Annotated in this window: 20 protein-coding genes; 6 read left to right on the top strand and 14 right to left on the bottom strand. The window is 54.4% G+C overall.

The window, feature by feature from the left end; genetic code table 11:
- Positions 1-50 precede the first annotated feature (50 nt).
- From HU175_RS16425 to HU175_RS16395, 7 genes are all read right to left on the bottom strand, one after another.
- Positions 51-2,594 carry a TonB-dependent receptor gene (locus HU175_RS16425; protein ID WP_176567620.1) on the bottom strand — a complete coding sequence of 848 codons (2,544 nt, stop codon included), beginning with the start codon at positions 2,592-2,594 and terminating at the stop codon, positions 51-53.
- 163 nt (positions 2,595-2,757) lie between these two features.
- Positions 2,758-3,021, bottom strand: coding sequence for a hypothetical protein (locus tag HU175_RS16420; RefSeq protein WP_176567619.1), 264 nt, complete (start codon positions 3,019-3,021; stop codon positions 2,758-2,760).
- Positions 3,022-3,025: 4 nt separating this feature from the next.
- On the bottom strand, positions 3,026-3,694 hold the full coding sequence (locus HU175_RS16415; RefSeq protein ID WP_176567618.1) for an outer membrane beta-barrel protein: 669 nt from the start codon (positions 3,692-3,694) through the stop codon (positions 3,026-3,028).
- A gap of 82 nt (positions 3,695-3,776) precedes the next feature.
- Entirely contained in the window at positions 3,777-4,760 is a 984-nt protein-coding gene (locus HU175_RS16410; RefSeq protein ID WP_176567617.1) for a sugar phosphate isomerase/epimerase family protein, read from the bottom strand.
- Positions 4,761-4,855: 95 nt separating this feature from the next.
- Complete coding sequence (locus HU175_RS16405; protein WP_176567616.1) at positions 4,856-6,517, bottom strand: RagB/SusD family nutrient uptake outer membrane protein; 1,662 nt, start codon at positions 6,515-6,517, stop codon at positions 4,856-4,858.
- A gap of 42 nt (positions 6,518-6,559) precedes the next feature.
- Positions 6,560-9,856 (bottom strand): SusC/RagA family TonB-linked outer membrane protein, encoded by a 3,297-nt coding sequence (locus HU175_RS16400; protein ID WP_228724183.1) that lies wholly within the window; start codon positions 9,854-9,856, stop codon positions 6,560-6,562.
- A 450-nt stretch (positions 9,857-10,306) separates the two neighbouring features.
- Positions 10,307-10,876: a DUF4142 domain-containing protein gene (locus HU175_RS16395; RefSeq protein ID WP_176567615.1), complete on the bottom strand. Its 570-nt coding sequence runs from the start codon at positions 10,874-10,876 to the stop codon at positions 10,307-10,309.
- A 111-nt stretch (positions 10,877-10,987) separates the two neighbouring features.
- On the opposite strand from HU175_RS16395, the gene HU175_RS16390 reads away from it, so the two are divergent.
- Complete coding sequence (locus tag HU175_RS16390) at positions 10,988-11,914, top strand: EamA/RhaT family transporter (protein ID WP_176567614.1); 927 nt, start codon at positions 10,988-10,990, stop codon at positions 11,912-11,914.
- An 18-nt stretch (positions 11,915-11,932) separates the two neighbouring features.
- Here HU175_RS16390 and HU175_RS16385 read toward each other — a convergent pair whose 3' ends face one another.
- From HU175_RS16385 to HU175_RS16370, 4 genes are all read right to left on the bottom strand, one after another.
- Complete coding sequence (locus HU175_RS16385; RefSeq protein WP_176567613.1) at positions 11,933-12,970, bottom strand: MlaD family protein; 1,038 nt, start codon at positions 12,968-12,970, stop codon at positions 11,933-11,935.
- A 66-nt stretch (positions 12,971-13,036) separates the two neighbouring features.
- Positions 13,037-13,801 carry an ABC transporter ATP-binding protein gene (locus HU175_RS16380; protein ID WP_176567612.1) on the bottom strand — a complete coding sequence of 255 codons (765 nt, stop codon included), beginning with the start codon at positions 13,799-13,801 and terminating at the stop codon, positions 13,037-13,039.
- A 36-nt stretch (positions 13,802-13,837) separates the two neighbouring features.
- The gene (locus HU175_RS16375) at positions 13,838-14,647 is read right to left on the bottom strand and encodes an MlaE family ABC transporter permease (protein ID WP_176567611.1); all 810 of its coding nucleotides are present in this window, start codon (positions 14,645-14,647) and stop codon (positions 13,838-13,840) included.
- 219 nt (positions 14,648-14,866) lie between these two features.
- The gene (locus tag HU175_RS16370; protein ID WP_228724182.1) at positions 14,867-15,580 is read right to left on the bottom strand and encodes a lytic transglycosylase domain-containing protein; all 714 of its coding nucleotides are present in this window, start codon (positions 15,578-15,580) and stop codon (positions 14,867-14,869) included.
- A 409-nt stretch (positions 15,581-15,989) separates the two neighbouring features.
- Here HU175_RS16370 and HU175_RS16365 point away from each other — a divergent pair, with 409 nt between their 5' ends.
- The 5 genes from HU175_RS16365 to HU175_RS16345 all read left to right on the top strand — a co-directional run bounded on the left by HU175_RS16365 (position 15,990) and on the right by HU175_RS16345 (position 20,111).
- The gene (locus HU175_RS16365) at positions 15,990-16,829 is read left to right on the top strand and encodes a S1 RNA-binding domain-containing protein (protein WP_176567610.1); all 840 of its coding nucleotides are present in this window, start codon (positions 15,990-15,992) and stop codon (positions 16,827-16,829) included.
- An 11-nt stretch (positions 16,830-16,840) separates the two neighbouring features.
- A complete protein-coding gene (locus HU175_RS16360) occupies positions 16,841-17,173 on the top strand; it encodes a tRNA-binding protein (protein WP_218037001.1) in 333 nt (110 codons plus the stop codon).
- A gap of 20 nt (positions 17,174-17,193) precedes the next feature.
- Positions 17,194-17,472 (top strand): SelT/SelW/SelH family protein, encoded by a 279-nt coding sequence (locus HU175_RS16355; RefSeq protein WP_176567609.1) that lies wholly within the window; start codon positions 17,194-17,196, stop codon positions 17,470-17,472.
- A gap of 62 nt (positions 17,473-17,534) precedes the next feature.
- A complete protein-coding gene (locus HU175_RS16350; RefSeq protein WP_176567608.1) occupies positions 17,535-19,241 on the top strand; it encodes an IlvD/Edd family dehydratase in 1,707 nt (568 codons plus the stop codon).
- A 60-nt stretch (positions 19,242-19,301) separates the two neighbouring features.
- Complete coding sequence (locus HU175_RS16345) at positions 19,302-20,111, top strand: SDR family NAD(P)-dependent oxidoreductase (protein ID WP_176567607.1); 810 nt, start codon at positions 19,302-19,304, stop codon at positions 20,109-20,111.
- Positions 20,112-20,191: 80 nt separating this feature from the next.
- On the opposite strand, the gene HU175_RS16340 is transcribed toward HU175_RS16345, so the two are convergent.
- The 3 genes from HU175_RS16340 to HU175_RS16330 form a co-directional block, all read right to left on the bottom strand.
- On the bottom strand, positions 20,192-21,112 hold the full coding sequence (locus HU175_RS16340; protein ID WP_176567606.1) for an EamA family transporter: 921 nt from the start codon (positions 21,110-21,112) through the stop codon (positions 20,192-20,194).
- A 117-nt stretch (positions 21,113-21,229) separates the two neighbouring features.
- On the bottom strand, positions 21,230-22,633 hold the full coding sequence (locus HU175_RS16335; RefSeq protein WP_176567605.1) for a leucine-rich repeat domain-containing protein: 1,404 nt from the start codon (positions 22,631-22,633) through the stop codon (positions 21,230-21,232).
- A 103-nt stretch (positions 22,634-22,736) separates the two neighbouring features.
- Entirely contained in the window at positions 22,737-25,562 is a 2,826-nt protein-coding gene (locus tag HU175_RS16330) for a M16 family metallopeptidase (protein ID WP_176567604.1), read from the bottom strand.
- Positions 25,563-25,595: the final 33 nt, after the last annotated feature.

Raw genomic sequence — 25,595 nt, 5'->3', positions numbered from 1 at the left:
TTTTGGGACAGGATTAACAGGTGACAATTCTGTAATCCTGTCCCAAAATATTACTTAGCCAGTTCCCAGACCAGGTTAGTGTAGTAGAAGCCACCCACGGCTGGTCCGCCGATGAAGGTATAGTAAGAGCGGTTCAGTAGGTTCGTACCACCTACTTTAATCAGTACACCGGCTTTCCGGAGTTGATAACTAAGCTGAGCGTCGACGGTATTGATGGCGGGTACTGTTCCCGTTGCCAGTTCCGATTGCCACAGGAAAGCACTCTGGTATTTGTAGTTGACCGAGAAGCCGATGTCGTTCCAGACATTGCCGTTCGTGAGCGTCAGGTTGGTAATCCACTTCGGCGTGTTGAAGGCACTTTCCAGCCCGTCGCCGTTTTCGGCGCGGTCGAGTCGGGCGAACGAGGCATTGCCCCCCAGCGACCAGTTGGTGGTCAGGCTATACCGTAGCGCAGCACTGCCCCCGTAGTTATACACCCGCGTCCGGGAGTTGGTCCAGAGCCGGTAGCGATCCTGCGTGGTTGAGCTGGCAAAGTAATACGCCAGCGAGTCGGGATTGCTACCACGGGGGATATTGGCGTTGACCTGCGCCATAAAATTGCGGTAGGTTGAATAATAGAAATCGACGTCAACGTACAGCCGCTGCTTGAACAATAGCCCTTTGTAGCCAATCTCAAAACTGTTTACCTGCTCGGGTTTGATATAGGTGTATGGACTGGCGCGCAGTAAGCCCCTGTTTTTCTGAATGGCCTGGTTCGTCGTCAGCCCGTTGGTGTTTACGTCGGTATTAATAGCGGCCTGAAACGCATCAATGGACGTACGCAGATAGGCCCGTTCAAAGATTCCCTGCGACATGATGGGCAGGCCGCCCACCCGTTTCACCCCGCCAGAATTTACGTTCGAAAAGGCTTCGAACAGGGAAGGAAACCGGTAGCCGTTCTGGTACGATAACCGGACGTTGTGGAGTTGGGTTGGTGAATACACCACAGCCAGGCGGGGATTCAGACGGGGATCAAAATACGTGTTTTTGTCAAGCCGCAGCGATCCCGTCACTTTCAGCCGATCGGCCAGAAAGCTCCGGCTGGCCTGTACAAAACCGCCTTCTTTACCGTACACCAGATTCCGTCCCGGCTCGGTGGGGTTGATGAAATAATTCCCATCGGGGAAGACCACGTAGCGCCGGAAATCAAAACCAGCGAGCAGATCGATACCCGTTCGCTGCCGGAAATTCTTCAGGATTACTTTGGTGGGTTCCCACTGCCCTTCGGCATGATACAGCCAGGATTTTACCTGCAAAGCCGCGCCAGTATCCCAGTTATTGATTGACCGTAGGTTGTCGATCAACGTATTGAACGCATCGCTTCCGGGAACGGGACGGCTCCGATCGGCAAAGGCCCGCGCAGCCTGCAGCGCAGCCGTCACCGGTACGTCAGCCCTGCTACTGGCATTGAACTGGCTGGTAAAGTCCGAGAACCACTGATTGTCTGACTTGAACGATTTATCGATGTTCTCTGCCATCGACCGGATGTTATAGGAATTACCCGTGTTTTCCCGCGAACGATACGCCCGAACCTGGACCGAAGGCGAGGTAAACGTCAGGCTATGCTGCTCCAGCACGTAGTTCTCCAGCCGGAAGCGGTTGGTACGTTGATACACGTTATTCAGCGTGGCTACCTGGTACGTATAGGCCAGCTCGGTTGTTGGGGTAAAGCGGTAATGCAGCGACAGATCACCCCGTAGGTTGAGCAGCTGGTAATCGGTGGCCTCGGCTTCATAGTAGCCGGTGCGGGCGATGCTGTAGCGCCGTCCGCCCAGTGTCAGCGTACGCCGGTTGGCCGCTTCGTTGCCGTAGCTGTTGACCGGATCGAGGGCTGGGTTGTTAGCACCAAACAAATTCAGCGACGCGTTGCCGTTCGGGTTAAGGTCCATCGCATTGGCGGCTACCCAGTCGTAGCCGCGCTGATACACCAGGTTAACCTTAAAAGCAAAGCGCTGGCCAATGCGCTGCGCATACCGTAAACTCGTCTCTGAATAAAGCTTGGCCGAAACCGCCTGATCGTTCACGTGGTTCACGCCCGTTTTCTGACCAATGCTCAGCCCCGGCGAATCGAAAGGGTTTCGCGTAATGATGTTGACCAGACCGTTCAGGGCATTCATACCGTACAGGGCTGAAGCTACCCCCGGCACGACTTCTACGCGCTGAATATCCAGATCGGAGGGGGCAAGCGCACTGGCAATGGGCGCGCCAATATGAGGAGCCTGGTTGTCCCGGCCGTCGACCAACTGCACAAACCGTACGTTGGTCGTGTTGGCAAAGCCCCGCGTGTTGTACACTTTAAACCCCAGGCTGGACGTGAGCACCTGAATACCTTTGAGGTTTTCGATGGCATCAAAATAAGAGGGTTGAGCCGATAGTCGGATGCGCCGGGCATCCAGCACGTCGATACTCACGGGAGAGCGTAGAATCGATTCGGGAATCCGCGACGCCGACACAACCACCTCAGCCAGTTCCCGGGAACGTACCGTGTCCTTGTCGGGAATGGTGTCGGCAGGAAGAACGGCTAAACCTAACCACAGCAGGGTAGAATTGAGCATAGAAACTGGGTAAAGTCGGAACTCTGGACAGTAAATCGTTATGTATGGGCGAATATAACGACGACGATACGATTTGACGCGGCTTCAGGCCGTTTAGTTATGCACTGGGCCATGTATGCCGTACATGAAAAGCGGCTTCAGGCATGTACGATCTGCCAGATAGTTACCCGTCCGTGAGTAGGCTTTGGCCCGGCCGCTGACTGAAAAAGGCGTTGATTTTGGCCAGGATCGAGAGGGTAGTTTCATCCGGCGTTTCGACACCCAGATCCAGGTTGGTGGAAGCGTAGAACCGGTCCGGTGCTTTGTCGTTGCGCTGAAGTGCAGTCAGGCCATCAAGGCGACTTACATCCGGATCAACAACGCGGAAATTCCAGTTGGCCGCATCGACAGGGTTAAACTGAAAGAAATGCTCCCGGGTGACGGACACTAAACTAAAATGAATAAACCAGCTGCGTTTGCAGGCTGAACGCATAAGCGTCGTTATGCGACGCATAGCCACCAAAACTGCCCAGGTTATAGCTGGCCGTAGGTTGCAAAAGGAGGCTGTAGCGGGGGGTAAGTCGGTAGTGAATTCCTGCCCCCGCCAGTACGTGAAAAACGGGGCCTTTGTTGGTCAGAAGCCGCAGCCGTTGGGTGCCCTGATCGGGACGGTCGACCAGCACGCGGGCCGTGAAGGGAAAGTCGAACAGCCAGCCGAACGAGAAGTAGGGCGACAGCCGCTTGTCGGACGAGCGGAAATTGAGCAGCAGCGGGACTCGGATGGCGCGCTGCCGGATATTGTTCATGCCCTCGCCGGCCACGGCCATGCGTTCCTGCCGGGTCGTGTGCTGATCGTACCAGATGCCACTGCTCACCGACCAGGCCGGTACCCAGTTGTAATGAACCGTTGCCCCCGCCGAGAACCCCGCCGTTCCCCGAACGCCATTGATCTGGATAGGCTCTACCAGTTGCCCGTCGCTTTCCGGGTAAAAATAGCGGTTGAAATAGGTGGTATTGACGTAGGTTGGGGCGACCGTGGCTGCTACTGAAACCCTGCCCTGTCCGTAAACAATGCGTAACGAACAAACGAAAACGGTTAGCAGTAAGGCAAATCGGCGCATAGAAGACAAATAATTGGTGGGGTAAGTAAACAAAAAAGGGTGTTGGTTCGGCGCCAACACCCTTTTTTGTACCGTGTGGCCCCTAGGCATTATTGAATGTAAACGCCTTTCTCAGTACGGCCAGACTCTTGGGAACGGCGGTTTTAGGGTCTTCTTTGCCTTCCATTTCCAGCGATACGTAACCGTTGAAATTAGCCTTCTGCAGAATCTGCGCAATGCGGGTATAGTCGAGGTCTTTGTCGTAATAATGCCCTCCGCCGTAATACGTTTTGGCTTGTACGATGGTTGCGTAGGGAGCAATACGTTCCAGCTGCGAATACGGCTCGCCGACGAAATTACCCGTATCGACGTTCATACCCATGGCGGGCGACGACGCCAGCGGCTTGTAGATTTTCAACAGATGGTCGATGTTCGACGATAAGCCCCAGTGGTTCTCGATGGCCAGGACAACCCCGGCTTTCTCGGCAATTTTCAGGCACTCCTGCATGCCCTCGATGCACCACTTGATAGCATCCTCGTCCGTGTAGCCTGCCAGGGGTGGCTCCACACCCGTTTTGTAATACTCCGCGTCGCGTTTGACGGTACGCCAGCTCCCCGTATTCATCCGGACGCAGGGAATGCCCATCTGCGTCGCGATGTTGATGCAGCGCTCGGTATGCTCAATGTCCTTCCTGCGCTTGGCTGGGTCAGGGTCCACAAAACTCTGGTGAATTGACAGCAGAGGCAGCGACAGGCCATTGTCGAACGCCAGTCGTTTCAGCTTATTCTGGTACCCAATGGATTCGTCGGTCATCTGCCGGTGCAGAATCTCGACCCCGTCGAAACCGATCCGGGCTGCGTCTTCGATGACGCTTTCGATCGGATATTTCTTCTCCTGGAAATGCCAGTACGAATAGGTCGACACGCTGATGGGAATGCGCCGGGTAACAGGAGCGGAGACCGGCGCGGGGTCGGCGAGGAGGGGCTGTCCGCTCAGTACAGCCGACCCAATGACGGCTGACTTTTTGAGCCAGTCCCGACGAGAGGTGGCCGACGTGCCGCAATGTGACGTGGAAGAATGTTGCATGAGTACGTAAGGTTGAACGGAAATACGAAGGGCTTGCTTTTGGTGCGGGAGTCGCCGACAGTCATCAGTAGCACTCTCCCGCACCAGCGGCACGATTAGTTTTGCTTCAGGACGCTGGCGCCCATGATGTCGATCTGGGCCTGTGGAATTGGGAAATACTCGTTACGGCCTTTGGTGAACGTAGCACCGGCCAGGTGAGTCCGTCTGGTACTTTCTTTTGCCAGGTATGCGTTGAGCACGTCGCTGGCCGCGCCCCAGCGCACCAGATCGAAGAAGCGGTGCCCTTCCATGGCCAGCTCCACCCGGCGTTCGAAGCGAACGGCCTTACGGGCATAGTCCTGACTGGCGAAGGCAGGGTACGGTTTAACCAGGTAGTTGGCGGCTGGTTTACCCGCGTCGTCTGTCACCACGACGTTGGCCGCGCGGGTGCGCACCCGGTTCACGATACGTAGTGCCGTCGGCAGGTCGTTTTCTTCAACGGCGACTTCGGCCCGCATCAGGAGCACGTCCGAAAAGCGAAGCGCCCGGTAGTTGTTGGCATTCGCGCGGGGCGATTCGGCACCCGCGTTCTCGTTGCTGTAGGCAAAAAACTTCTTGAACGTATAGGGCCCTCCGAAGCTCTGATCGCGGATCCAGTTCCGGCCGGGATGAACGCCCCAGTTCAGGAACGGAATGCCCCGGCGGCCAACCGTCCAGTCCAGGCGTGGGTCAAGCGTACCGTCGTAGGGCGTAAAGGCCGCCGTGGAGGCCAGGCCTTCGTCGTTCTTCACGTCGGTATTGTTGAACGTATCGAGCAGGGGCAACCCGTTGGCGTCGGTTTTAAAGGCATTTACCAGGTTCTGGGTGGGCTGGTAGAACCCGCAGCAGCCGCCCGGTGCCGATCCGTACGGGAAATTCCAGTTGTCGCCCCAGTTGCCGTTCTGGCCGCTGCCGCCGTCACCCACCGACATCTGCACTTCAAAGACAGACTCCACGTTGTTCTCCGTCGCAATTTTGAAGTTGTCGTGGTAATTCGTCGTGAGGTTGAATGGGCCGTTGTTGATTACGTCTTCCAGCAGGGGTTTAGCCGCTGCGTAATCCTGCTGGTACATATGCGCTTTCGCCAGGTAGGCTTTTGCCGTCCATTTGCTGGCCCGGCCGGGGTTGGCTTTGGTGACCGACAGGTTAGTGATGGCGTACTGAAAATCGGCTTCGATCTTCGGCCAGATGTCCTGGTTGTTGGGAACGTTCACGTAGTCGGTCGTGGTCTCGTCGACGTAAGGTACCATATTCCAGATTTTCTTCGCTTCGAAATAATACCAGGCCCGCAGAAAACGGGCTTCGCCCATAGTCTGTGCTTTTTCAGCTTCAGTCATGTCGGTGGCCCGCGGAACCAGTTTGAGCACGTCGTTGCTCCGCGAAATGCCGTCGTACAGGGCTACCCATTTGTCGTTGTAGAGGCCCAGATCGGCCTGGAACGAATAGCGCTCCAGCGTGGTAATCTGCGCCTGATCGCCTACGTCACTGCCCTTATAGGCATCATCCGACGAGACCGAGCCAAAGATCCAGTTACTGCCCGACGAGGTGTTGGTTGGCCCGGAACCAACACCGTCCAGCAGGCTGTAGGCGCCAATCAGGACGCCGTTTACCCCGGCTTTACTGGCCAGCAGCTGCTCGTTGGCCACGCCCAGGGGTGTTTTTTCCAGAAACTCTTTGCTGCATGAACTGAGCAGACTCAGGCAGGCCGCCGTTGTTATGGCTAAAAATTTTGTGTTCATTGCTGTATGCCGGCCAGGCCGGAAGTGAGTTAGAAGTCCTGATTAGAAACCGAAACTGAGACCGATCTGGTAGATTTTCGAGAAGGGATAGTTACCCTGGTCGATGCCGAGTACCGTACTGCCGGGTGTAGCGCCCACCGACGTCACTTCCGGATCAATACCGCTGTATTTGGTGATGGTGAATAGGTTCTGGGCCTGCACGTACACACGAGCCGTCTCGAACTTAATCTTTGACGCCACGGCTGGGGGCAGGGTATAGCCGATCGTCAGGTTCTTCATTCGGAAATACGAACCGTCCTCAATGAAATAGCTGGATGGTTGCTGGCTGCGGCTGTCATTGGCATCCAGAATCGGCAGTACGGCATCCGGATTGTCGGGCGTCCAGGAATCGTACAGCATCCGGCGGCTGCGGTTACCTGCCTGGTTGTTGAAGTCAACCCAGCGCTTCACCATGTTCAGCAACTGGTTACCCTGCACGCCCTGAAAGAACGCCGACAGGTCGAAGTTGCGGTAGCCCAGGCTCAGGTTGAGGCCGTAGGTGAAGTCAGGGTGGGGGTTACCCAGAAATTTCCGGTCATTATCCGTAATGGTTCCGTCGCCGTCGGTATCGTGGTATTTGTATTTACCCACAGCCGCGTAGCCGGGGTATTTCGGCCCCGCGTCCACTTCGCCCTGGTTCTGGTAGATACCATCGATCTGCAGGCCGTAGAACGAGTACAGGGGCATACCGGCTACCGACCGGGTCCAGGTGTAGCTGCGGATGGCGGGTCCCAGCAGCACCGCCGAGGCACTGTTGTTCAGCCGGCCAACCCGGTTGCGGTACGTCGAGAAGTTCAGGCCAACACCATATGTCAGGTTGCCGTTCATCGCCTTGTCGTTGTAGTTCAGGGCCAGGTCGATGCCTTTATTGTTCATCTCGCCTACGTTCACGAAGGGCAGCGTCGCAACGCCCTGGGTCGCTGGCAGGCTAACCTGGTAGAGCATGTTTGACGTGGTCCGGTCATACAGATCGAGGTTAATACCCAGCTTGCCTTTCAGGAACGTAGCGTCCAGACCGATGTTGGTCTGGGTCGTGGTTTCCCATTTCGCGTCGGGATTACCAAACGCTTCGGTGTCAAAGCCCGACTGTACTGAGCTGTTCGACCCGTCGATTGGGTAGGACGACTGGCTTAGGCTGGACCGGTACGTACTGAAGCCATTGTAGTTGCCGATTTCCTGATTGCCCGTCTGACCCCATCCTGCCCGCAGTTTCAGGTCGCTGATCCAGGATAGACCGGCCATGAATGACTCTTCCGACAAACGCCAGCCCGCACTGAAGGCTGGGAATGTACCGTAGCGATTATTCTGCCCAAAGCGCGACGATCCATCGCGCCGTACCGTTGCTTCCAGCAGGTAGCGGTCTTTCAGCGAATAGTTGACTTTGCCGAAGAGCGAAAAGAGCGCCCACTCGTAGCCAGCTCCCGAGTTATTAATACCCGCCGTGCCGGAGTTCAGGAACATATACTGCGGATCTTCCGAGAAGAAGGTCGTTCGGGTGGCGGAGAAGTCGCGGCCTATTCCCCGGATTGCTTCCGAACCGGCCAGTACGCTCAGTTTGTGTGCATTGCCAAAGGTTTTATTGTAAGTCAGCGTATTCGACCAGGTCCAGTTGATATCGTAGGCGTTGGCGTTCGTCAGGGAGTTGGCCGCTTCAATTTCAGCCTCTTCCAGGTCGAGCAGCACGTAACCCACCCGGTTGGCGCTGGTTACGTCGAGGCCAATACTCGACCGGGCCACGAAGTTCTTCAGGAAATCAACCTCCGCGTAGGCATTACCGAAGGCCCGAAACGTATTGGTCTGGTTATTCCGCGACCGCCATAGCTGAGCCACCGGGTTCGTTGCGGGGCCCAGGCCAGCCGCCCGGGTAGCCGCGAAATTCCCCATGATGTCGTACACCGGAATGATAGACGGAATCCGGTAGCCGTTGCCGATGGGGTTGCCATCCTGGTTATTCGCTGTACTGGCCGTACCGTTGTTGTTATAATACCCTTTGTTCTGCGTGTAACTCACCTCCAGGTTTTCGCCCAGCCGGATGTGTTTTTTGAACAGAAACTCGGTGTTGGAACGGATTGAGTATCGATCGAAAGAGGTGTAGAGCAGCACGCCATCCTGCTTGAAATAGTTCAGCGCAATGGCATAACGACCGTTCTCGGTCCCTCCGTTTGCTCCGATGTTATAGTCCTGAATGGCGGCCGGGCGCAGGATTTCCTGGTGCCAGTCGGTGCCTTCCTTATTGGCCCGAACGATCTGGTAAAAACCGGTGCGGTTGTAATTATACAGGCTGGGGTTGGTACGGGCGTCGCCTTCGAACAGGCCGTAGCTCGACCCGGCAAGAATATAGTCGGGAACTACGGCGGTAGGCCCATTGCCGTACTGTGGGTGTGATGGATTGCCGTTGGTCAGAATGCCGGCGTTCCGGCGCTGAATCCAGAGCAGGTTCCCAAACTCCTGCGGATCTTTGATCAGATCCAGATTAACCTGTCCGGTCTGGAGGCCGACCCGCGAGTTGAAGGTGAACTGCGGAGCGCCGATCTTACCTTTTTTGGTAGTGATGATGATCACCCCGTTACCCGCCCGGGAGCCGTAAATCGACGCGGCCGACGCATCTTTCAGGACCTGCAGCGACTCAATATTGTTCGGGTTGATACTATTGAGACCGCCTTTTGTAGGTACGCCGTCAATGATGTACAGTGGGTCGTTGTTGTTGATCGTTCCGAAGCCCCGAATCCGGACGGTAGCTTCCCCGCCCGGCGAGTTGTTCGACGTAACGGTAACCCCGGCAACGCGTCCCTGCAACTGCTGCCCAACGTTGGGCGCAACCACCTTCGTTAGTTCTTTCGGCTCCACGGTGGCCACGGCCCCGGTAATATCCCGGCGCGACTGCGAGGTGTAGCCCGTGACCACGACTTCGTTGAGCGCCTTCACGTCAGATTGCAGCGTAACGGTGAGTTGGGTCTGGTTACCAATCGGCACTTCCTGCGACGTATAGCCAATCGACGACACAACCAGCGTTGTCGTCCCATCGGGTACGTTCAGGATAAACGCTCCCTCGGCGTCCGTTGATGTACCCAGGCTAGAGCTGCCTTTTACGACAACCGTAGCGCCCGGAATGGCCAGTCCGGTTGCGTCCACCACTTTCCCGCGTACGGGAACAATGGCCAATTGCACAACCGACGGCTTATCTGGCAATCGAACAAGGGCCAGCGTAGCCAGCGGATACTGACTGCCCAGCGACAACGCTACCAGACTCAGGCGCTTGAGGTGATGGGAGGCAAAGATTGAGTAAACGGTTTTGCTCATACGTAATGGATCATTAGGGTTAACATAGGCACAAAAAGCTCGGTGTCTCCGAAAAGGGGCAACAGGCTGGGATTCGGGAAAGGCGGGTGATTATGGAGGTAGAGGTCGATGATGCGGTTAAATCGTTCCTTTATTTCCAGATGGAGGTGTGATTGGTTTATCCTGAAGTGGACTAAAAAGTATAAGAAGTAATCATCACCTGCTCAAAAATAGTTATACCTGAATTTTATCAAAATTTAATTTCAATATTAACTAATAATTAAAAATAGTATATCAAAAATACAAGTATCGTATAAAAATATGATAAAATAGAAATGCGATAAATGATCAGCAAACCGCCGTATTTCTGAGAACGTCTGGAATCAGCCGGGAGACGTTTTGAAACCAGCGCAACAAAAAAGGGCACCGGTTACCGGTGCCCTTTTTTGTTGCGCTGGTTGGCCAGCTTACTTATTTCATGTTTTTCTGAATCGTCGTGATTTTTTCGAGGTGACCTTTCACAACCGTAGCGGTTTTGGCCGCGAATGCTTTCAGCTCGGCATCCTTACCTTCTTCCGCTTCTTTCGTGAACGCTTTTACGTCGTCCTCATGGTCTTTTACCATCATGTCAACGTACTTCTTATCGAACTCCGCACCAGACACTTTCGATAGGTCGTTGAGGTGTTCCTGCATGTCTTCGCCAACCGTACTGGGAATGGCAATGTTCTTCAGTTCGGCGATAGATTTCAGTTCGTCGTTAGCTTTTGAGTGGTCCTGTACCATCATGGAGCCAAAATCTTTGACGGCCTGACTAGCCCCTTTCTCGGCGGCCATTCTACCGGCTTCTACTTCAAGCATACCGCCGTTAGCAGCTTTCACGGCAAACTCGGCATCATCGTCATCCACCATGGCGGTGTTGGCATCTTCTTTCTTTTCGTTCAGTTCTTCAGCTTTTTCGGTGCTGTCTTTCTTCTCACTACCGCACGATTGCAGCGTTAATCCGCTTGCGATAAACAGGGCCAGAAATACGATCTTTTTCATTTTGGTCTATTTTTATAACGTTGATAGAAAACTGTCTACGAAATAACTCAGATAGATTGGTATTGTTTGCCCCCGCATTGCTGCGTTATTTTAGGGCTTACTTCCTCTTGTATGCTTTTTCTCGTTGCTAGCATCGTACTGTCGGTGGTACTGCTGCTGAATTTTCGATTGTTCCCCCGCTACGGCGTTAATACTTTCCAGGCTATTGTCTTCAATTACATCGTCTGTTTCCTGACGGGCTGGCTGCTGCTCCCCCAAGGACAGTCGTTTTCGCTTGATTTTTCGCAGCCCTGGACCTGGCCTTCGCTGGCATTAGGCGTCGGATTTATCCTGACGTTCCTGCTCTCGGGAGCGTCGACTCAGAAAATGGGGATTACCGCTACGTCGCTGGCTAATAACCTATCGCTGGTTATTCCGGTCTGTGTCAGCCTGTTCGTTTTGCAATCGGGGGGCGCGTCGGGGTCGGGATTCAGCTTGCTGAATTACCTGGGATTAGTGATTGCTGTCGTGGCCGTTGGACTCAGTACGTACCGCAAAACTGAAGTTGATCCGCTGATAATTGAGGAAAGGCCCCGCCGGCGGGGGCTGGGAGCCGAAGTTTTGTTGCCAGTAGCCGTGTTTCTGTGCTACGGGGCCACCAACACGACTATCAATTACATCAACCTGCGTTTTATCCCCTCAGCAGACCAGACGGTGCAGGTGACCCTAACGATGGTGCTGGGAGCGATTGTAGCTGGCCTGCTGATGCTGGCCGTGCGGGTAATCCAGGGAAAAGAGAAAATCGAAATCCGGAGTTTTGCGGGGGCGGTAACGCTGGGGATACCTAATTTCCTGAGCTTTTACACGCTGCTGCTCGCGTTATCGGCCTTCCAGAACAACGGGGCGCTGGTATACCCGCTCTACAACATCGGCGTCATTCTGCTGGCTGCGCTGATGGCGACCGTGTTTTTTAAGGAGCCGCTTTCGGTGGCCAACCGGATTGGGCTGGTGCTGGCCGTGCTGGCCATTGGGCTTATCTCGTGGCAGGAATTCGTCTGAATCCCTGCCACGAATATATTATCGGTTGCGGCTGCTGTCGGCGTTGGCCGTGCTGTCGGCTTTTTGTTTAGCTTCCTGTTTTGCCCGTTTCTTAAAGTATCCCCGGAGCAGAATGTTGTTCTGAGCGGCTTTCAAGTCTTCGTTCAGCAGAGCGCTGCCTGTACTCAGGTTGCTCAGCGTATTCCGCAGATTGGTCGCCGTCTCCTGGTCAGTCAGCAGGACGCCCAGGGGGGAGTTCGTGTTGTTCAGTTTCTCCGAAGCGCGGTTCAGGTTCGTCGTTGTCTGATCGAGCGTACCGATAGTCCGTTGGGCCGAGGTAGCCACCGTTTCCAGACGGGCTGCCGAACGGCTCAGTCGGCGGAAGACGGCAGTATCGGTTACCAGCTCATTCGCCAGTGAGCCTTTCGTATTCAGCTTGGCCGCAAAACGCGATACCGAGTTTGTTATCTGAGCGGTGCTTGACGAAGCTTTTTCGAGGTTTTCCATCGCCCGTTTGAAGTTGTTGGCTACCAGCGAGTCGGTCAGTACGGCGCCCACGGTCCCTTTACCCCGCCGGATGTTACCAACCAGGGCTTTGAAATCGTTGGTGACGTTGAGCAGGTTCCGGTTGTTTTCCTGCAGGGTTTCCAGCACCTGATCCGAACTCAGTGCTTCCTGCGACCGGAGCCGGTCATCTTCTTCAATTTCGGGGTGGCTGGTCGTGCCGCCCAGGATCAGTACGATCTTATTACCGATTAGGCCATCGGAGCTGATGGTTGCTTTCGCATCTTTGCGGATGTACGGCTGTGCGCTCTCTTCAACCGTCATATCGACTTCGACCTGCGCATTGCCGGCAAAGCTGATACGTTTGACCGTGCCGATTTTGACGCCCGAGAACCAGACATTGTTGCCGACTTTGAGTCCGGCTACGTCCTTGAAAACCGTAGAAATGTTGATACTTTTGGTAAAGCGTTTCTGCTGGCCGCCCAGTACGAAAACACCTGCCAGTAAAATAAGGACACCGAGCAGGACAAAAATGCCGACGATAACCGAGCGTTTATTAGATTCTGTACTCATGGGAGCTGAGTCGTTAGCGAATAGTGAGGATGTGGTGAAAAAAGACCGTCGCCAGCCATTCGTTGCTTACTGCGTAAAATTATAGTTGTAAAACTGCTGAATTCGTTCGTCTGGATCGGCAAAAACTTCATCAAAGGTGCCCACGCGGGCAAAGCGGCCATCCAACAAAATAGCTACCCGGTCGCCGGTCGCTTTCGCGCAGGTCAGATCGTGGGTAATGATGATCGACGTTGCCTTGAACCGCTCCCGAACTTCATTGATCAGGTTGTTAATCTCAATACAGGTAATTGGATCAAGACCCGCCGTCGGCTCATCGTAAAGCATTACTTTAGGCTTTAAAATCAGCGTGCGGGCAATCCCGATCCGTTTCCGTTGCCCGCCCGATAACTCAGATGGCATCTGGTTAATCGCCTGCGAAAGGCCGACGTCGTCCAGCGCTTCTTCGACGGCTTTGTTGATGTCGGCCTGAGACAGGTTCCTGACGTTACGCACCAGCGGAAATTCCAGGTTTTCGCGAATGCTCATACTGTCGTACAGGGCACTGCTCTGAAAGGAGAAGCCCACTTGCTGCCGGAACAGATCCAGTTCTTTACCCCTCAGCTGCTGAACGTCCTGACCCAGCACGACAGCCTGTCCGGCATCCTGTTTCAGCAGACCCACCAGAATCTTGATTAATACCGATTTACCCGTTCCCGACCGGCCCAGTACTACCATATTCTCATTCTCATTAACGTCCAGGTCGACTCCCCGCAGTACGTGCAGCGAACCAAAGGATTTTTTGAGATCACGAATCTGGATGACAGGTTCGGCTTGACTGGGTTTTGCTTGCATAGATGAATGGTAGTTGACAAATGAAAGGGAAAACGGCTAGGAAGCCCGAATGGCCCCTACGATCTGTAGGGAGAGAAGCTCTTCCATGAACACCAGAAACATGGCCGTTACCACGGACGAGTTCGCTGCCTTCCCAACACCTTCTGTTCCCTTCGATGAGTGATACCCTTTGTAACAGCCAACCATGCCGATGGTATAACCAAAAACAATGGATTTTATCACTGAGGCAAAAATATCGAGGTAGGTGATGGCCCCGAATACTTCCTGAATGTAACTCGGAAAGCTGGTTTGCTCGTTCTGGCTGACGTTTATATAAGCCCCGATAAGGGCCACAAAAATAGTGTACATCGTCAGGAGCGGGATCGTAAAGGACGTAGCCAGCACCCGGCTCACAACCAGGAACTTGAACGGGTCGGTGCCGGATACTTCCATGGCGTCGATCTGCTCGGTTACGTTCATCGACCCCAGCTCGGCCCCAATACTTGACCCGACCTTACCGGCGGCAATCAGGGCCGTAACGAGAGGCCCCAGCGCCCGGACGATAGCGATGGCAATAAGCGAAGGGAGCCAGGACGTAGCCCCGAATTCGGAGAGTGACGGGCGTGACTGGTTGGTGAAAACAATGCCCGTAATGAAACCCGTTACCGAGATCAGCAGGAGCGACCGGTAGCCAATCTCGTAGCACTGACGCACGATTTCCTTAAACTCATAAGGTGGCATGACCATTTCGCGGAAGAAACGGGCATTGAAGCTGGCAACATCAGCAATGGTCGTGAAGAAAGAATCTATCCGACGCGTCAGGAAGGGTTTGTTCGACGAGGCCGATTTATTTACGTCAGATTGCATTTAGGTGTCAAAGTAATACGAAAAGCGTAAACTCTAAGTGGTAGCTACGTGTAGATAACTGTTTTACCACGCCAGGGTTTTTTTTGTCGGGAAGTTGCCCGATTTAAAGCAAAATTTACGACCAAAGTGCGCAAAGGTAGCCTGTTCATCGCAAAAAAACGCCCCATTCCCGCGGGATCGTGCGGGAATGGGGCAATTTAAAAAGTAAGCACTTCTGAATCAGCTCAGATAGGTCTGGTGTGTGTCGACCCAGGCCTGATACGCTGTTTTGACCGGCGGAGTCAGGAAGGCCGAATAGTCATCGGGCCGCGACATCACTTCCTTATAAACCAGCACCCGGAACAGGTAATATTTTGTTTCGCGGGGCAGCGACATCCGGTAATAATCCCGGTGATCGGTCCGCCGAAGCTGGTTCCGCAGATAGCCCGGTCCGGCATTGTAGGCTGCTGCCACCAGCGACCAGGAACCCAGCTGATCGTACAGTTGCCGCAGATACCGGCAGGCCGCCGTTGTGGCTTTCTGCACGTTGAACCGTTCGTCGACCCGGCTGTTGACTTTCAGGCCAAGCGCCCTCGCCGTGCCGGGCATTAGCTGCCAGTAACCGGCCGCGCCCGCCCGCGATACTGCTTTGGGCCGTAATCCACTTTCGGCCAGTGGGATGTAGCGGAAATCGCTGGGAATGTCATACTCGTTCAGAATGGGGTCGATAATCGGAAAGAATTTATCCGCCCGCTCGCGCAGGGAACCAAGATCGCCGGAGGAGTGGCTGCGAAACAACGTAAAGACGTGTTTCCAGCGATCTACTACGCTCGTCTGGTCGAAAGGTAAACACTCACCACAAAAATCAACGTCCAGCAGGGGTAATTCGGGAGCGGGGGTAGCCGCCGAGGTGGTCATCAAGGCTGTCAGGACGTTTGTGTTTGACTGCCTCATATGGGTTGTTTGTCGGGCAGTTTGGTCAGAAAAAGAAGAGGAGGTAACGTGTGCCGTAACCGTCGTGCCGGGCCAAAAAATGACCATCAGCAGAAAGAAGCCAACTCGTTTGATCAAAACTCTACTCGGGATGATGAATAGGTATAACGCAGAAGGCAACGCGCGTATTCTATTGATAATCAGAAATTAACATGATCGGAAGCTATATGACAAAAGGCTGTTTTTGGGGTTGAGCTGCCAAAAAGCTGATGTTCATTAACTTATGGCGGTTGGTTTGGGGCCGATCAAGAAAGATTAAAATTAGATTTATGACGGCCTGTTTCGCCTGGATGCTGACACTTCCCCGCAAAACTCCGACCTTTGTGCCCGATCCGTCAGATACCCGTTGGGGATGATAAATTGACGTACTATGCTTGAACTTGGACGAATGAATAGGCTGGTTGCGCTACGTGACACCAGCGTTGGTTTTTTTCTGGGCGATCCCGACGGTGATCCCGCCGATGATGTGCTCCTGCCCAATAAATACGTACCCACGACGCTGCGACTCGACGATGAAATCGACGTATTTGTGTACCCTGATCACGAAGGCCGCCCGGTGGCCACGACGCTGACGCCGGTCATCCAGCGGGGGGAGTTTGCAGCATTGCAGGTAGCGTACGTGAATAACACCGGTGCTTTTATGGCCTGGGGTATGGAAAAAGATCTGCTGGTGCCTTACCGGGAGCAGAGCCAGCCCATGAACGTAGGCGAATGGTATGTGGTGTACCTGTACCTGGACAAACAAACGAACCGGCTGGTGGCATCACCCCGTGTCAACCGGTTTCTGGACCCCAACGTGAGTGATCTGTACGTGGGAGAGGAGGTGCAGCTGCTGGCCTATGAGGAAACCGATCTTGGTATTAACGTTATCATCAACAACCGCTACAAAGGGTTAGTGTATGCCAACGAAATCTTCCGCACGGTACATCCCGGCGATCAGATGGTAGGCTACATCAAAAACATTCGCGACGATGACCGGGTGGATGTGAGTCTGCAAAAGGCGGGTTACGAAAACGTCGAACCCAATGCCCAGCGGATTCTGGCGACGCTCAAAGCCGAAGGCGGTTTCCTGCCCCTGACCGACAGCAGCGCCCCCGATGAAATTTACCGTTCGCTCGAGATGAGTAAGAAGACTTTCAAGAAAGCTATTGGTACGCTCTACCGTGAGCGGAAGATTGTGCTGGAAGAAACCGGAATTCGGTTGGTATAAGCGAGTTGGTTATGATTACCTGGGCTGATTTTGAGCGCGTCGACATTCGCGTAGGGACAATTCTAGATGCACGCCCGTTTCCGCAGGCGCGTAAACCTGCCTACCAACTGCTGCTGGATTTTGGCCCTGAACTTGGCCATCGGAAATCAAGCGCACAGGTAACGTATCACTATACGCCGGAGATGCTGGTGGGGCGGCAAGTACTGGCTGTTGTCAACTTTCCACCCAAACAGATCGGGCCGTTCATGTCGGAGGTGCTGGTGCTGGGCGTACCGGACGAAGCGGGTCACATCATTCTGTCGGCCGTGTCTGTGCCGGCCCCGAATGGAAGTCGTTTAGTTTAATAATCAATACGTAACGCACAATGAAGCCTACTGTAACCATTGAATACTGCCCCAAGTGCGGGTGGCTGCTCCGGTCAGCCTGGATGGCGCAGGAGCTGCTCACGACCTTCACCGACGATGTACACGGCGTACTGCTGCACCCCGCCGAGGTGAGCGGACGCTTCTCGGTCCGCGTGGCCGATCAGGTTATCTTCGACCGGAAAACGGCCGGGCGGTTTCCGGAGATCAAGGAGTTGAAGCAACTGGTCCGGGATGTCGTCAATCCCGAAAAAGGCCTGGGGCACTCCGATCGAAAATAGCTGAGGGGCTGGTAGATTCCCGATGTTGACGACTTTCCTGATCAACTTTTTTGACTGACTTTATGCCGCTTCGCTCGCAAGACTGGTTTGGCCGTACCGGAAAAGACGGCTTTATTTATCGCGCCTGGATGAAAAACCAGGGATTCCCGCATCACGAATTTGAAGGAAAACCCGTTATCGGTATCTGTAATACCTGGTCGGAACTGACGCCCTGCAACGCCCATTTTCGTGAACTGGCGGAGGCCATCAAGCGAGGGGTTTGGGAGGCCGGTGGTTTCCCGCTGGAGTTTCCGGTCATGTCACTGGGTGAATGCCAGATCAAACCGACAGCCATGCTGTTCCGGAATCTGGCCAGTATGGACGTCGAGGAAAGCATCCGGGGGAATTCGCTGGATGCTGTCATCCTGATGTGCGGCTGCGACAAAACCACGCCCTCGCTGGTGATGGGAGCCTGCAGCGTCGATATTCCCACGCTGGTCGTGTCGGGCGGGCCGATGCTGGCGGGGCGGTTCCAGGGCCGAAAAATTGGTACGAGCGATCTGTGGCGTTTTGCCGAAGATTTCAAAATGGGGCTGATCTCACAGGAGGAATTCGTGGCTGCCGAAGCGAGTATGGCCCGGTCGCAGGGGCACTGCGCCGTCATGGGCACCGCTAGTACCATGGCCGCTATGGTCGAATCGCTGGGGCTGGCCTTACCTGATAATGCAACCATCCCCGCTGCTGATTCGCGCCGGAAAGTGCTGGCTCACATGACGGGCGTTCGCGCCGTAGAACTGGCCCGCGAGAACGTAACGCCGTCGAAGCTGCTAACCCGCCAAGCGTTCGAGAATGCCATTATGATCAATGCCGCGCTGGGCGGATCGACTAACTTTATCCTGCACCTGACCGCCATCGCCGGACGAGTAGGTGTAGACCTCTCGCTGGATGACTTCGATCGTCTGTCGGCCAAGATTCCGCTACTGGCAAATCTGCAGCCCTCGGGGGAGCATTTTGTGGAAGACCTGTTCTACGCCGGTGGTCTCCCCGCCGTCATTCGCGAACTGCAACCCTACCTGCATAACGACGCGCTGACAGTCAACGGCCGAACGATTGGCGATAACTGCGTTAACGCGCAATGTTACGACCCGGCGGTAATTGCCAGCGTCGAGAAACCCTTCAAACCCGAATCGGGCATTGCCGTGCTGCGCGGTAATCTCTGCCCGAATGGGGCTGTCCTGAAACCATCGGCAGCCTCGCCGTCGCTCATGCAGCACACGGGTCGGGCGGTGGTGTTCGAGAATATCGACGATTATAAAGCCCGCATCGACGATCCCGAGCTGGATGTGGATCCCAACTGCGTACTGGTCCTGAAAAACGTTGGGCCGAAGGGGTATCCCGGTATGCCCGAAGTAGGTAATATGCAATTGCCGGCCAAAATTCTGGCGCTGGGCGTGCACGACATGGTTCGAATTTCGGACGGGCGCATGAGTGGTACCGGTTTCGGCACCGTGGTGCTGCACGTATCGCCCGAGGCTGCCGTGGGTGGCAACCTGGCTCTGGTGCAGAACGGCGATCTGATTACGCTCGATGTGGAAAATCGCAGCCTGCACCTGCATGTCTCCGACGAAGAACTGGCCGGGCGGTTGGTGCAGTTCAAACCGCTTGATCTGGGATACTCACGGGGCTACGTCAATCTCTACATCCGGCATGTAACGCAGGCCCACGAAGGCGCGGACTTCGATTTTCTGAAAGGTGGCTCGGGCAGCGTCGTTAAGCGGGACTCGCACTGACACGTCGTTCTGCTCAATCGTCCTGTCGGGTTTCTGCGTACTTTTTGTGCTTATCAGTAAATGCTCAACTTTTCGAATCAAACCGCCATCATTACCGGTGCTGGCATCGGCATTGGTTTCGCCATCGCGAAAGCCCTGACCCAGCACGGGGCCAACGTAGTACTTAATGATTTTGACGCCGAAGCGGCTCAAAGGGCTGCCAACACCATCAATGAGCAAGCGGAGCAATCGCCACTAAGCTGGGTAACGCCGGGGCGCTGTCTGGCCTATCCGGGCGATGCCTCCGACGTATCGTTTATCCAGCAGCTGGTCGATACGGCGGTACAGACGTTTGGGGCGGTCAATATCGCCGTTGCTAACGCCGGTATCACGGTCTTCGGCGATATATTCACGACAACGCCCGCGGCTTTCCAGAAAATTGTCGACCTGAACCTGCGGGGGACCTTCTTTCTGGCGCAGACCGTCGCGAAGCAGATGCGGGAACAGAACCAAATTGGTCAGCAACACGGTGGACGAATTCTATTTATGTCGTCGGTTGTGGGGCACCAAGCGCACCCCGGTTTGCCCGTCTACAGTATGACCAAAGCGGGGCTGGAAATGCTGGCCAAACAACTCGTTATCGATCTATCGCCCCTGGGTATCACCGTTAACGCCGTCGCGCCGGGTGCTACGCTGACCGAGCGGACGCTGGACGATTCGGACTACATACCCATCTGGTCGCGCATCACGCCCATGGGGCGTCCCGGTACCGTCGACGATATCACGAATGCCGCCCTGTTCCTGCTCTCCCCCCAGTCCGGCCACATCACCGGCCAAAGCCTGGTCGTCGATGGCGGCTGGTCGAGCATTAGCCCACCGCCCCAATTGTGAATGAGTGAATGAGTGAATACCATCCGGAGCAATAGGGGCGCGGCAGCTATTCACTCAATCACTCATTCGCTCATTCACAATTATTTCCTCCCCAGCGTAATCAGGATTACTCCGGCCAGGGCGATGACGGCGCCGATCAGGGATTGACTGGTGAAGATTTCCCCGGCGAAAACGGAGCCCAGCAGCATGGCAACGACGGGATTCACGAAGGCGTAAGTCGACAGAAGCTGGGGCGGGGCGTTACGGGCCAGCCACGAATATGACGAAAAGCCAATGATGCTGCCGAATACGACCAGGTAGAACATAGAGCCGATGGCCATGGGGGGAGCCTGAAGAATACTCAGGGGCGTAACGGGTTCGAACATCAGGCTGACCGCCAGTAGTACGGCACCACCCACCAGCATTTGTATACCGCTCGAAATGGTACCCGACGGCAATGTAACGCGGGGTGTTAGGAGTGTACCAACAGCCCAGGCAAAGTTGCCGAACGTAACGAGCGACGCACCCAGCAGGTTGGCGTCCAACCCACCAGTGGTTTGTAGTTTGTCGGGCTTAATTAGAAAGTAAACGCCCACAACGCCCAGCACCAAACCCGCCAGCGCGAGGTTGGATGGCCGCAACCGCCCGAAGGATACCCAATTGAGTGTGAGCAGGAAAACGGGCAGCAGGCCACCCAGCATGGCTGCCATTCCCGTTGGAATGTACTGAAGCCCCAGCGTCAGGAAGCCATTGGAGATAGCCAGCAGCAGAATACCGATCAAACCCGCCGATTTCCATTCCGCGCGGGTAGGGCGGGGCGTACCCGTCAGCCGTGCATAACCGTACATCAGCGACCCTGACGTCAGATAGCGCATGGATACCATGTAGAGCGGGGGCATCTGTTCGGTCATGAAATGGATGAACAGGTACGTCGAGCCCCAGAGGATATAAACGGAGGTGAGTGCCGACCAGAGCTTCAGGCGGCTCGGTTCGGTCGATAAGGATGGACCAGCAACTTGCATAAAAAGTGGTAAAGGATACGTTGACGACTCCTTTACCAGGCAAATTTCGGCTGATTTCTGCGATTTTTTATATTATCTGCAATTGATTATGAAGATTCAAAGCAAAATTTTATTTGGCTAGTAGAACACCTCTGTTTTATTGGCTTCGAGTTGCTGAATAACACCGGCGTACGGCCCCGTTTTGGCCCCCCGCTGAATGAACGGGTTTGAGCGTAGATAAAGATGTTTCAACTGTTTCATGCCAGCCAGCGACGCCGGTAACTCCTGTAGGTTATTATTGCTCATATCCAGATCTTCCAGGGCCGGCAGTGCAGTTAAGGCCGTCGGGGGAACGGAAAGCCAGTTGTAGCCCAGGTCCAGTACGCGTAGTTGATTCAACTGCTCCAGCCGGGCCGGTAACTGGCCGATGCGGTTGTGATGCAGGTACAGCGCCTGTAGCCGTCGAAGTTTAGGAAGCGTTTTCGGAAGTGCGCTCAGGTCATTGTGCGCTACGGCCAGCTGCTCCAGTCGTCTTAATTTCCCAAGCTGGGCGGGCAGCGTGGTGAGCTTGTTATAATACAGATCGAGCTGTTTCAACTTCTTCAGGCGCAGGAGGCTTTTAGGGAATACCGTTAAGCCGACGTTGTAAAGATTAAGATCGTTCAAACGACGTAGCGTGCTTACCTGAACGTCCAGCAAGTCATTGTTTCCCAGCCACAGACTTGTTAATCGTCGGTTTTTGCGCAGCGCAGTGGGGGCGTGCGTGAGCCGGTTGCGTTGTAAGTTAATAGCCGCGAGGTGTTTGTTACGTGAAAACGCAATGCTGTCTTCAGTCAGCAGATTCGTCATCAGATTCAGTCGCTTCAGCCTGGGTAAGGTGGTTAAGCGGGCGGGGAGACGTGTCAGGTTATTGCTGCCCAGGTCAATCTCTTCGACATTAGTAAAACGGTAGAGTAGGGCCGGAATAGTATCCAGAAGCAGTCCTGAAAAAACAAGGCGAGTAACCGTATCGGGTCGGTTCGTCTGCGCGGCTGTGCTCAGATCACTTATCGTCCCTTTTGCCGGTTTAACCCGCCTTGGTTTGTCTCTGGACAGCATGATGAATGAGTGGTAATGAAACGGCGTAGCCGATAGGTAACTCCGTACGGCTAACGGGTGGGTAGCAAAGAACTCGCGAATAAGATCGGTCAGAACACGTTCCTGATCAGCGGGCCAGAGCTTATCGGACTCTAGTCGGTACGTAATTAAGTCTGCCTGCCCACTCGATTGAAAATAGCCATCAAGAATAAGAAGTGCTTCATCTTTCGGCTGAAAGCGCCTTTTGTGCAGGAAACGTCGAAAGTCCAGCACGAGATTTCCGTTTGCAATTTCGTAAGCAATGTCCTTTACAGTGGCCTGCTCTCCGGGTTTGATTGCCGGTAGGTAAGTGCGCATCAACTGTTTTTTTGTGCTGTCGGTCAGGTCAACGGTTGACCTGACCTGAACTTGCGCTGTCACTGATAGAGCCGCCAGAAAAGGGAGTATGCGCAGAACAGGTTTCATGGTATAACGTAGATTTTAGTTTTATAACGTAATAGTTAGTTGTAAGGTATAAAAAAGAACCGGAACACAACGCTCCGGTTCTTTCAGGCCGCTAAAAATCGAGTTATTTTTTATCGCCCCCGCTGCTCACCGACGAAGCTGGTTTTTGCGCAGCTGCTTTCTTGGCCGCGTTCGCGAAATCACCTGCTTTGATAATCGAGATTTTGCTAGGATCGATATGCTTTTTCATGGCAGCGTTTACCTGTTCCGGTGTTAGAGAGGCCATTTTCTTTTCGAATTCAGCGTCCCAGTTCATCGTTCGGTTCAGGTAAAGGTAGCTGTTGAGCATACTGGCCAGAGAGGGGTCCTGCGCCCGGCTTACCATCCGCGACTGCAAATAGCCCGCCCGTGCTGCGTTAATTTCATCGGCCGTAAAGCCTTCTTTCACTACCTTATCCATTTCTTCGCGAAACGCTTTTTCCAGACGCTCCGCATTTTCCGGGTTGTAAATGGCATAAGTCATAAAGGAACCCGTTTTGTCCAGTGGATTGGCTGAAATATTCGATCCTACGCCGTAGCTGATACCTTCTTTCTGCCGGATACGTACTGCCAGACGCGAGTTCAGGAAGCCACCGCCCAGCATGTAGTTACCGAGTACCAGGGCTGGATAATCTGGGTCATCGTCGCGCAGCGGCAGGTTTACCCCAGCCACCATCATCGCGTTGGCTTTGTCGGGCGTTTCAATCGACTGAGGTGTTGGTTTGACGTCAACAAAAGGCGTTACCAGACGGCTGAATGGCTTCTTTGCTTTCCACGTACCCAACTCGCTCATAACAACCTTCTTGACAACACCCTCGTCAAAATCGCCGACGGCTGCAAACGTGCCTGCCGACGCACCATAGAAATCTTTGTGAAACTGCTTAAGGTCGTCCAGTTTAGTTGCGTTCAGCATGGCTACGTCCTCGTCGGGCGTAGTGGTGTAGCGGATGTCCTCTTTAGAATAGGGGCTCATCTGCCGGCTATACATCGTGAAGGCGAGAGCCTGAGGTTCTGATCGCTGCGCTTCGATCTGCGCCAGTTGTTCCTGTTTCAGTTTCTCGAACTCGTTCGCGTTGAAGACCGGATTTTTGAGCATATCGCTCACAATTCGAATCACCTCGGGCAGGTTTTCCTTGGTGGTTTTGATATTGGCGTTTACCTGGTTGCCGCTACCGTACACGTTTACCTGTGCTTTGAGCTTGTCCAGTTCGTCCTTGATCTGCTGCCGGCTCCGGGTAGTAGTACCTTTGTCGAGCATAGCTGCTGTCAGGCTGGCGATGGCCGCTTTGTTCATCAGCGATTTCTCGTCACCATAGCGGAGTGTCAGCCGGGCGTTCACTTCGTTGCCGCGGGTTGATTTTGGCAATAAAGCCAGTTCCAGCGTGTTGGGTTGCTCTACGCGCCGGGTGCGGCCTTCGATATTGCTCGGTGATGGATCAAAGGCTTCGCCCTGGGCTACCAGTGCGCGGCCTTTGTAGTTTTTCACCATGGCCGCCACATCGGGGGCCTGTGGTACGTCTACCCGGTCGGGCGCCTGTTCGGGAATGAACAGACCGACAGTCCGGTTCGACGGTTTGAAATAGTAGCTGGCTACACGCTTCACATCGGCGGGGGTAACCTTCTCAAGTGCATCGCGGTAAAGAAAGCCCAGCCGCCAGTCGCCCGTAGCGATGTATTCGCTCATGGCCAGACCAACGCGCTCAGCGCTCTTGAAGCTCAGTTCCACATCTTTCAGCAGTTTGGCTTTGGCGCGATCGATTTCGGCTTTGTCCGGCGTGACAATCGCAACCGAATCAAGTGTGTTCAGCAGCGCATTTTTAGCGTCGTCCAGTGGCTTGTCCTTGAGCATTTCGGCCGCGAAGTACACGTAACCAGGATCTTTCGTGGTGAACGAGTAACCGTACTGCTGCGAGGCTTTTTTACTTTCGACCAGGGCTTTATACAACCGACCGCTGGGTTCGTTTGTCAGCACTTCGGTGATGACGTCCAGCGTTGGGTAATCGGGGTGCGAACCCGGCATGGTGTGGTAGAGGGCCGATACTACTTTCGTATCACCTACACGCCGGAGCGTTACCATCCGTTCGCCATCCTGCGTTGGTTCCTGGCTGTATGTAGGTTGTAATACCCGCGTTGGTTTGGGAATGGCACCGAAATAATCGTTGATCATTGCCAGCGTTTTTCCTTCGTCAATCTTACCCGCTACGACCAATACGGCATTATCGGGCTGGTAGAATTTCTTGTAAAACGCCTGTAGGTTATCGATAGGGACTTTCTCGATGTCGGTCCGGTTCCCGATAGTCGAGTTGCCGTAGTTATGCCAGAGGTAAGCCGACGACACAACCCGTTCGTTCAGAACGTTCTGAGGGGAGTTTTCGCCCATTTCAAACTCGTTCCGCACAACCGAGAACTCAGTAGCCAGGTCTTCTTTCTTAATAAACGAGTTGACCATCCGGTCCGACTCCAGATCGAGGGCCCATTTCAGGTTCTCATCCGTAGCCGCGAAGGTTTCGAAGTAGTTGGTGCGGTCGAGCCAGGTCGTTCCGTTTGGCCGGGCACCGTGAGCGGTTAGTTCCTGCGGAATGTTCGGGTGCTTGGTCGAACCTTTAAAGACCATATGCTCCAGCAAGTGTGCCATCCCGGTTTCGCCCAGTCCTTCGTGTCGTGAACCCACCAGATACGTAATGTTGACGGTAACGGTTGGTTTCGATGGGTCAGGGAAGAGCAGCACTTTCATGCCGTTTTTTAACTGGTATTCGGTGATTCCTTCGACGGAAGCACCCTGGGTAACTCCGGCAGGCAGCGTAACTTTAGCTGGCTTATCCTGGGCCAGCGTGAGGGATGCGCTGCCCACAACGACGGCCGTTGCCAGCACACAACGGCGAGCCAGTTGAGCGAGTATCGCTTTGTTCATGAGGAAAAAAGAGAAGTTGGGTATTTTTATCTA

This window comes from Spirosoma sp. KUDC1026 (assembly GCF_013375035.1).
Classification (GTDB): Bacteria; Bacteroidota; Bacteroidia; order Cytophagales; family Spirosomataceae; genus Spirosoma.
The sequence above is the reverse complement of the archived record's forward strand: the minus strand, read 5'-3'. Positions and strand labels throughout refer to the sequence as shown.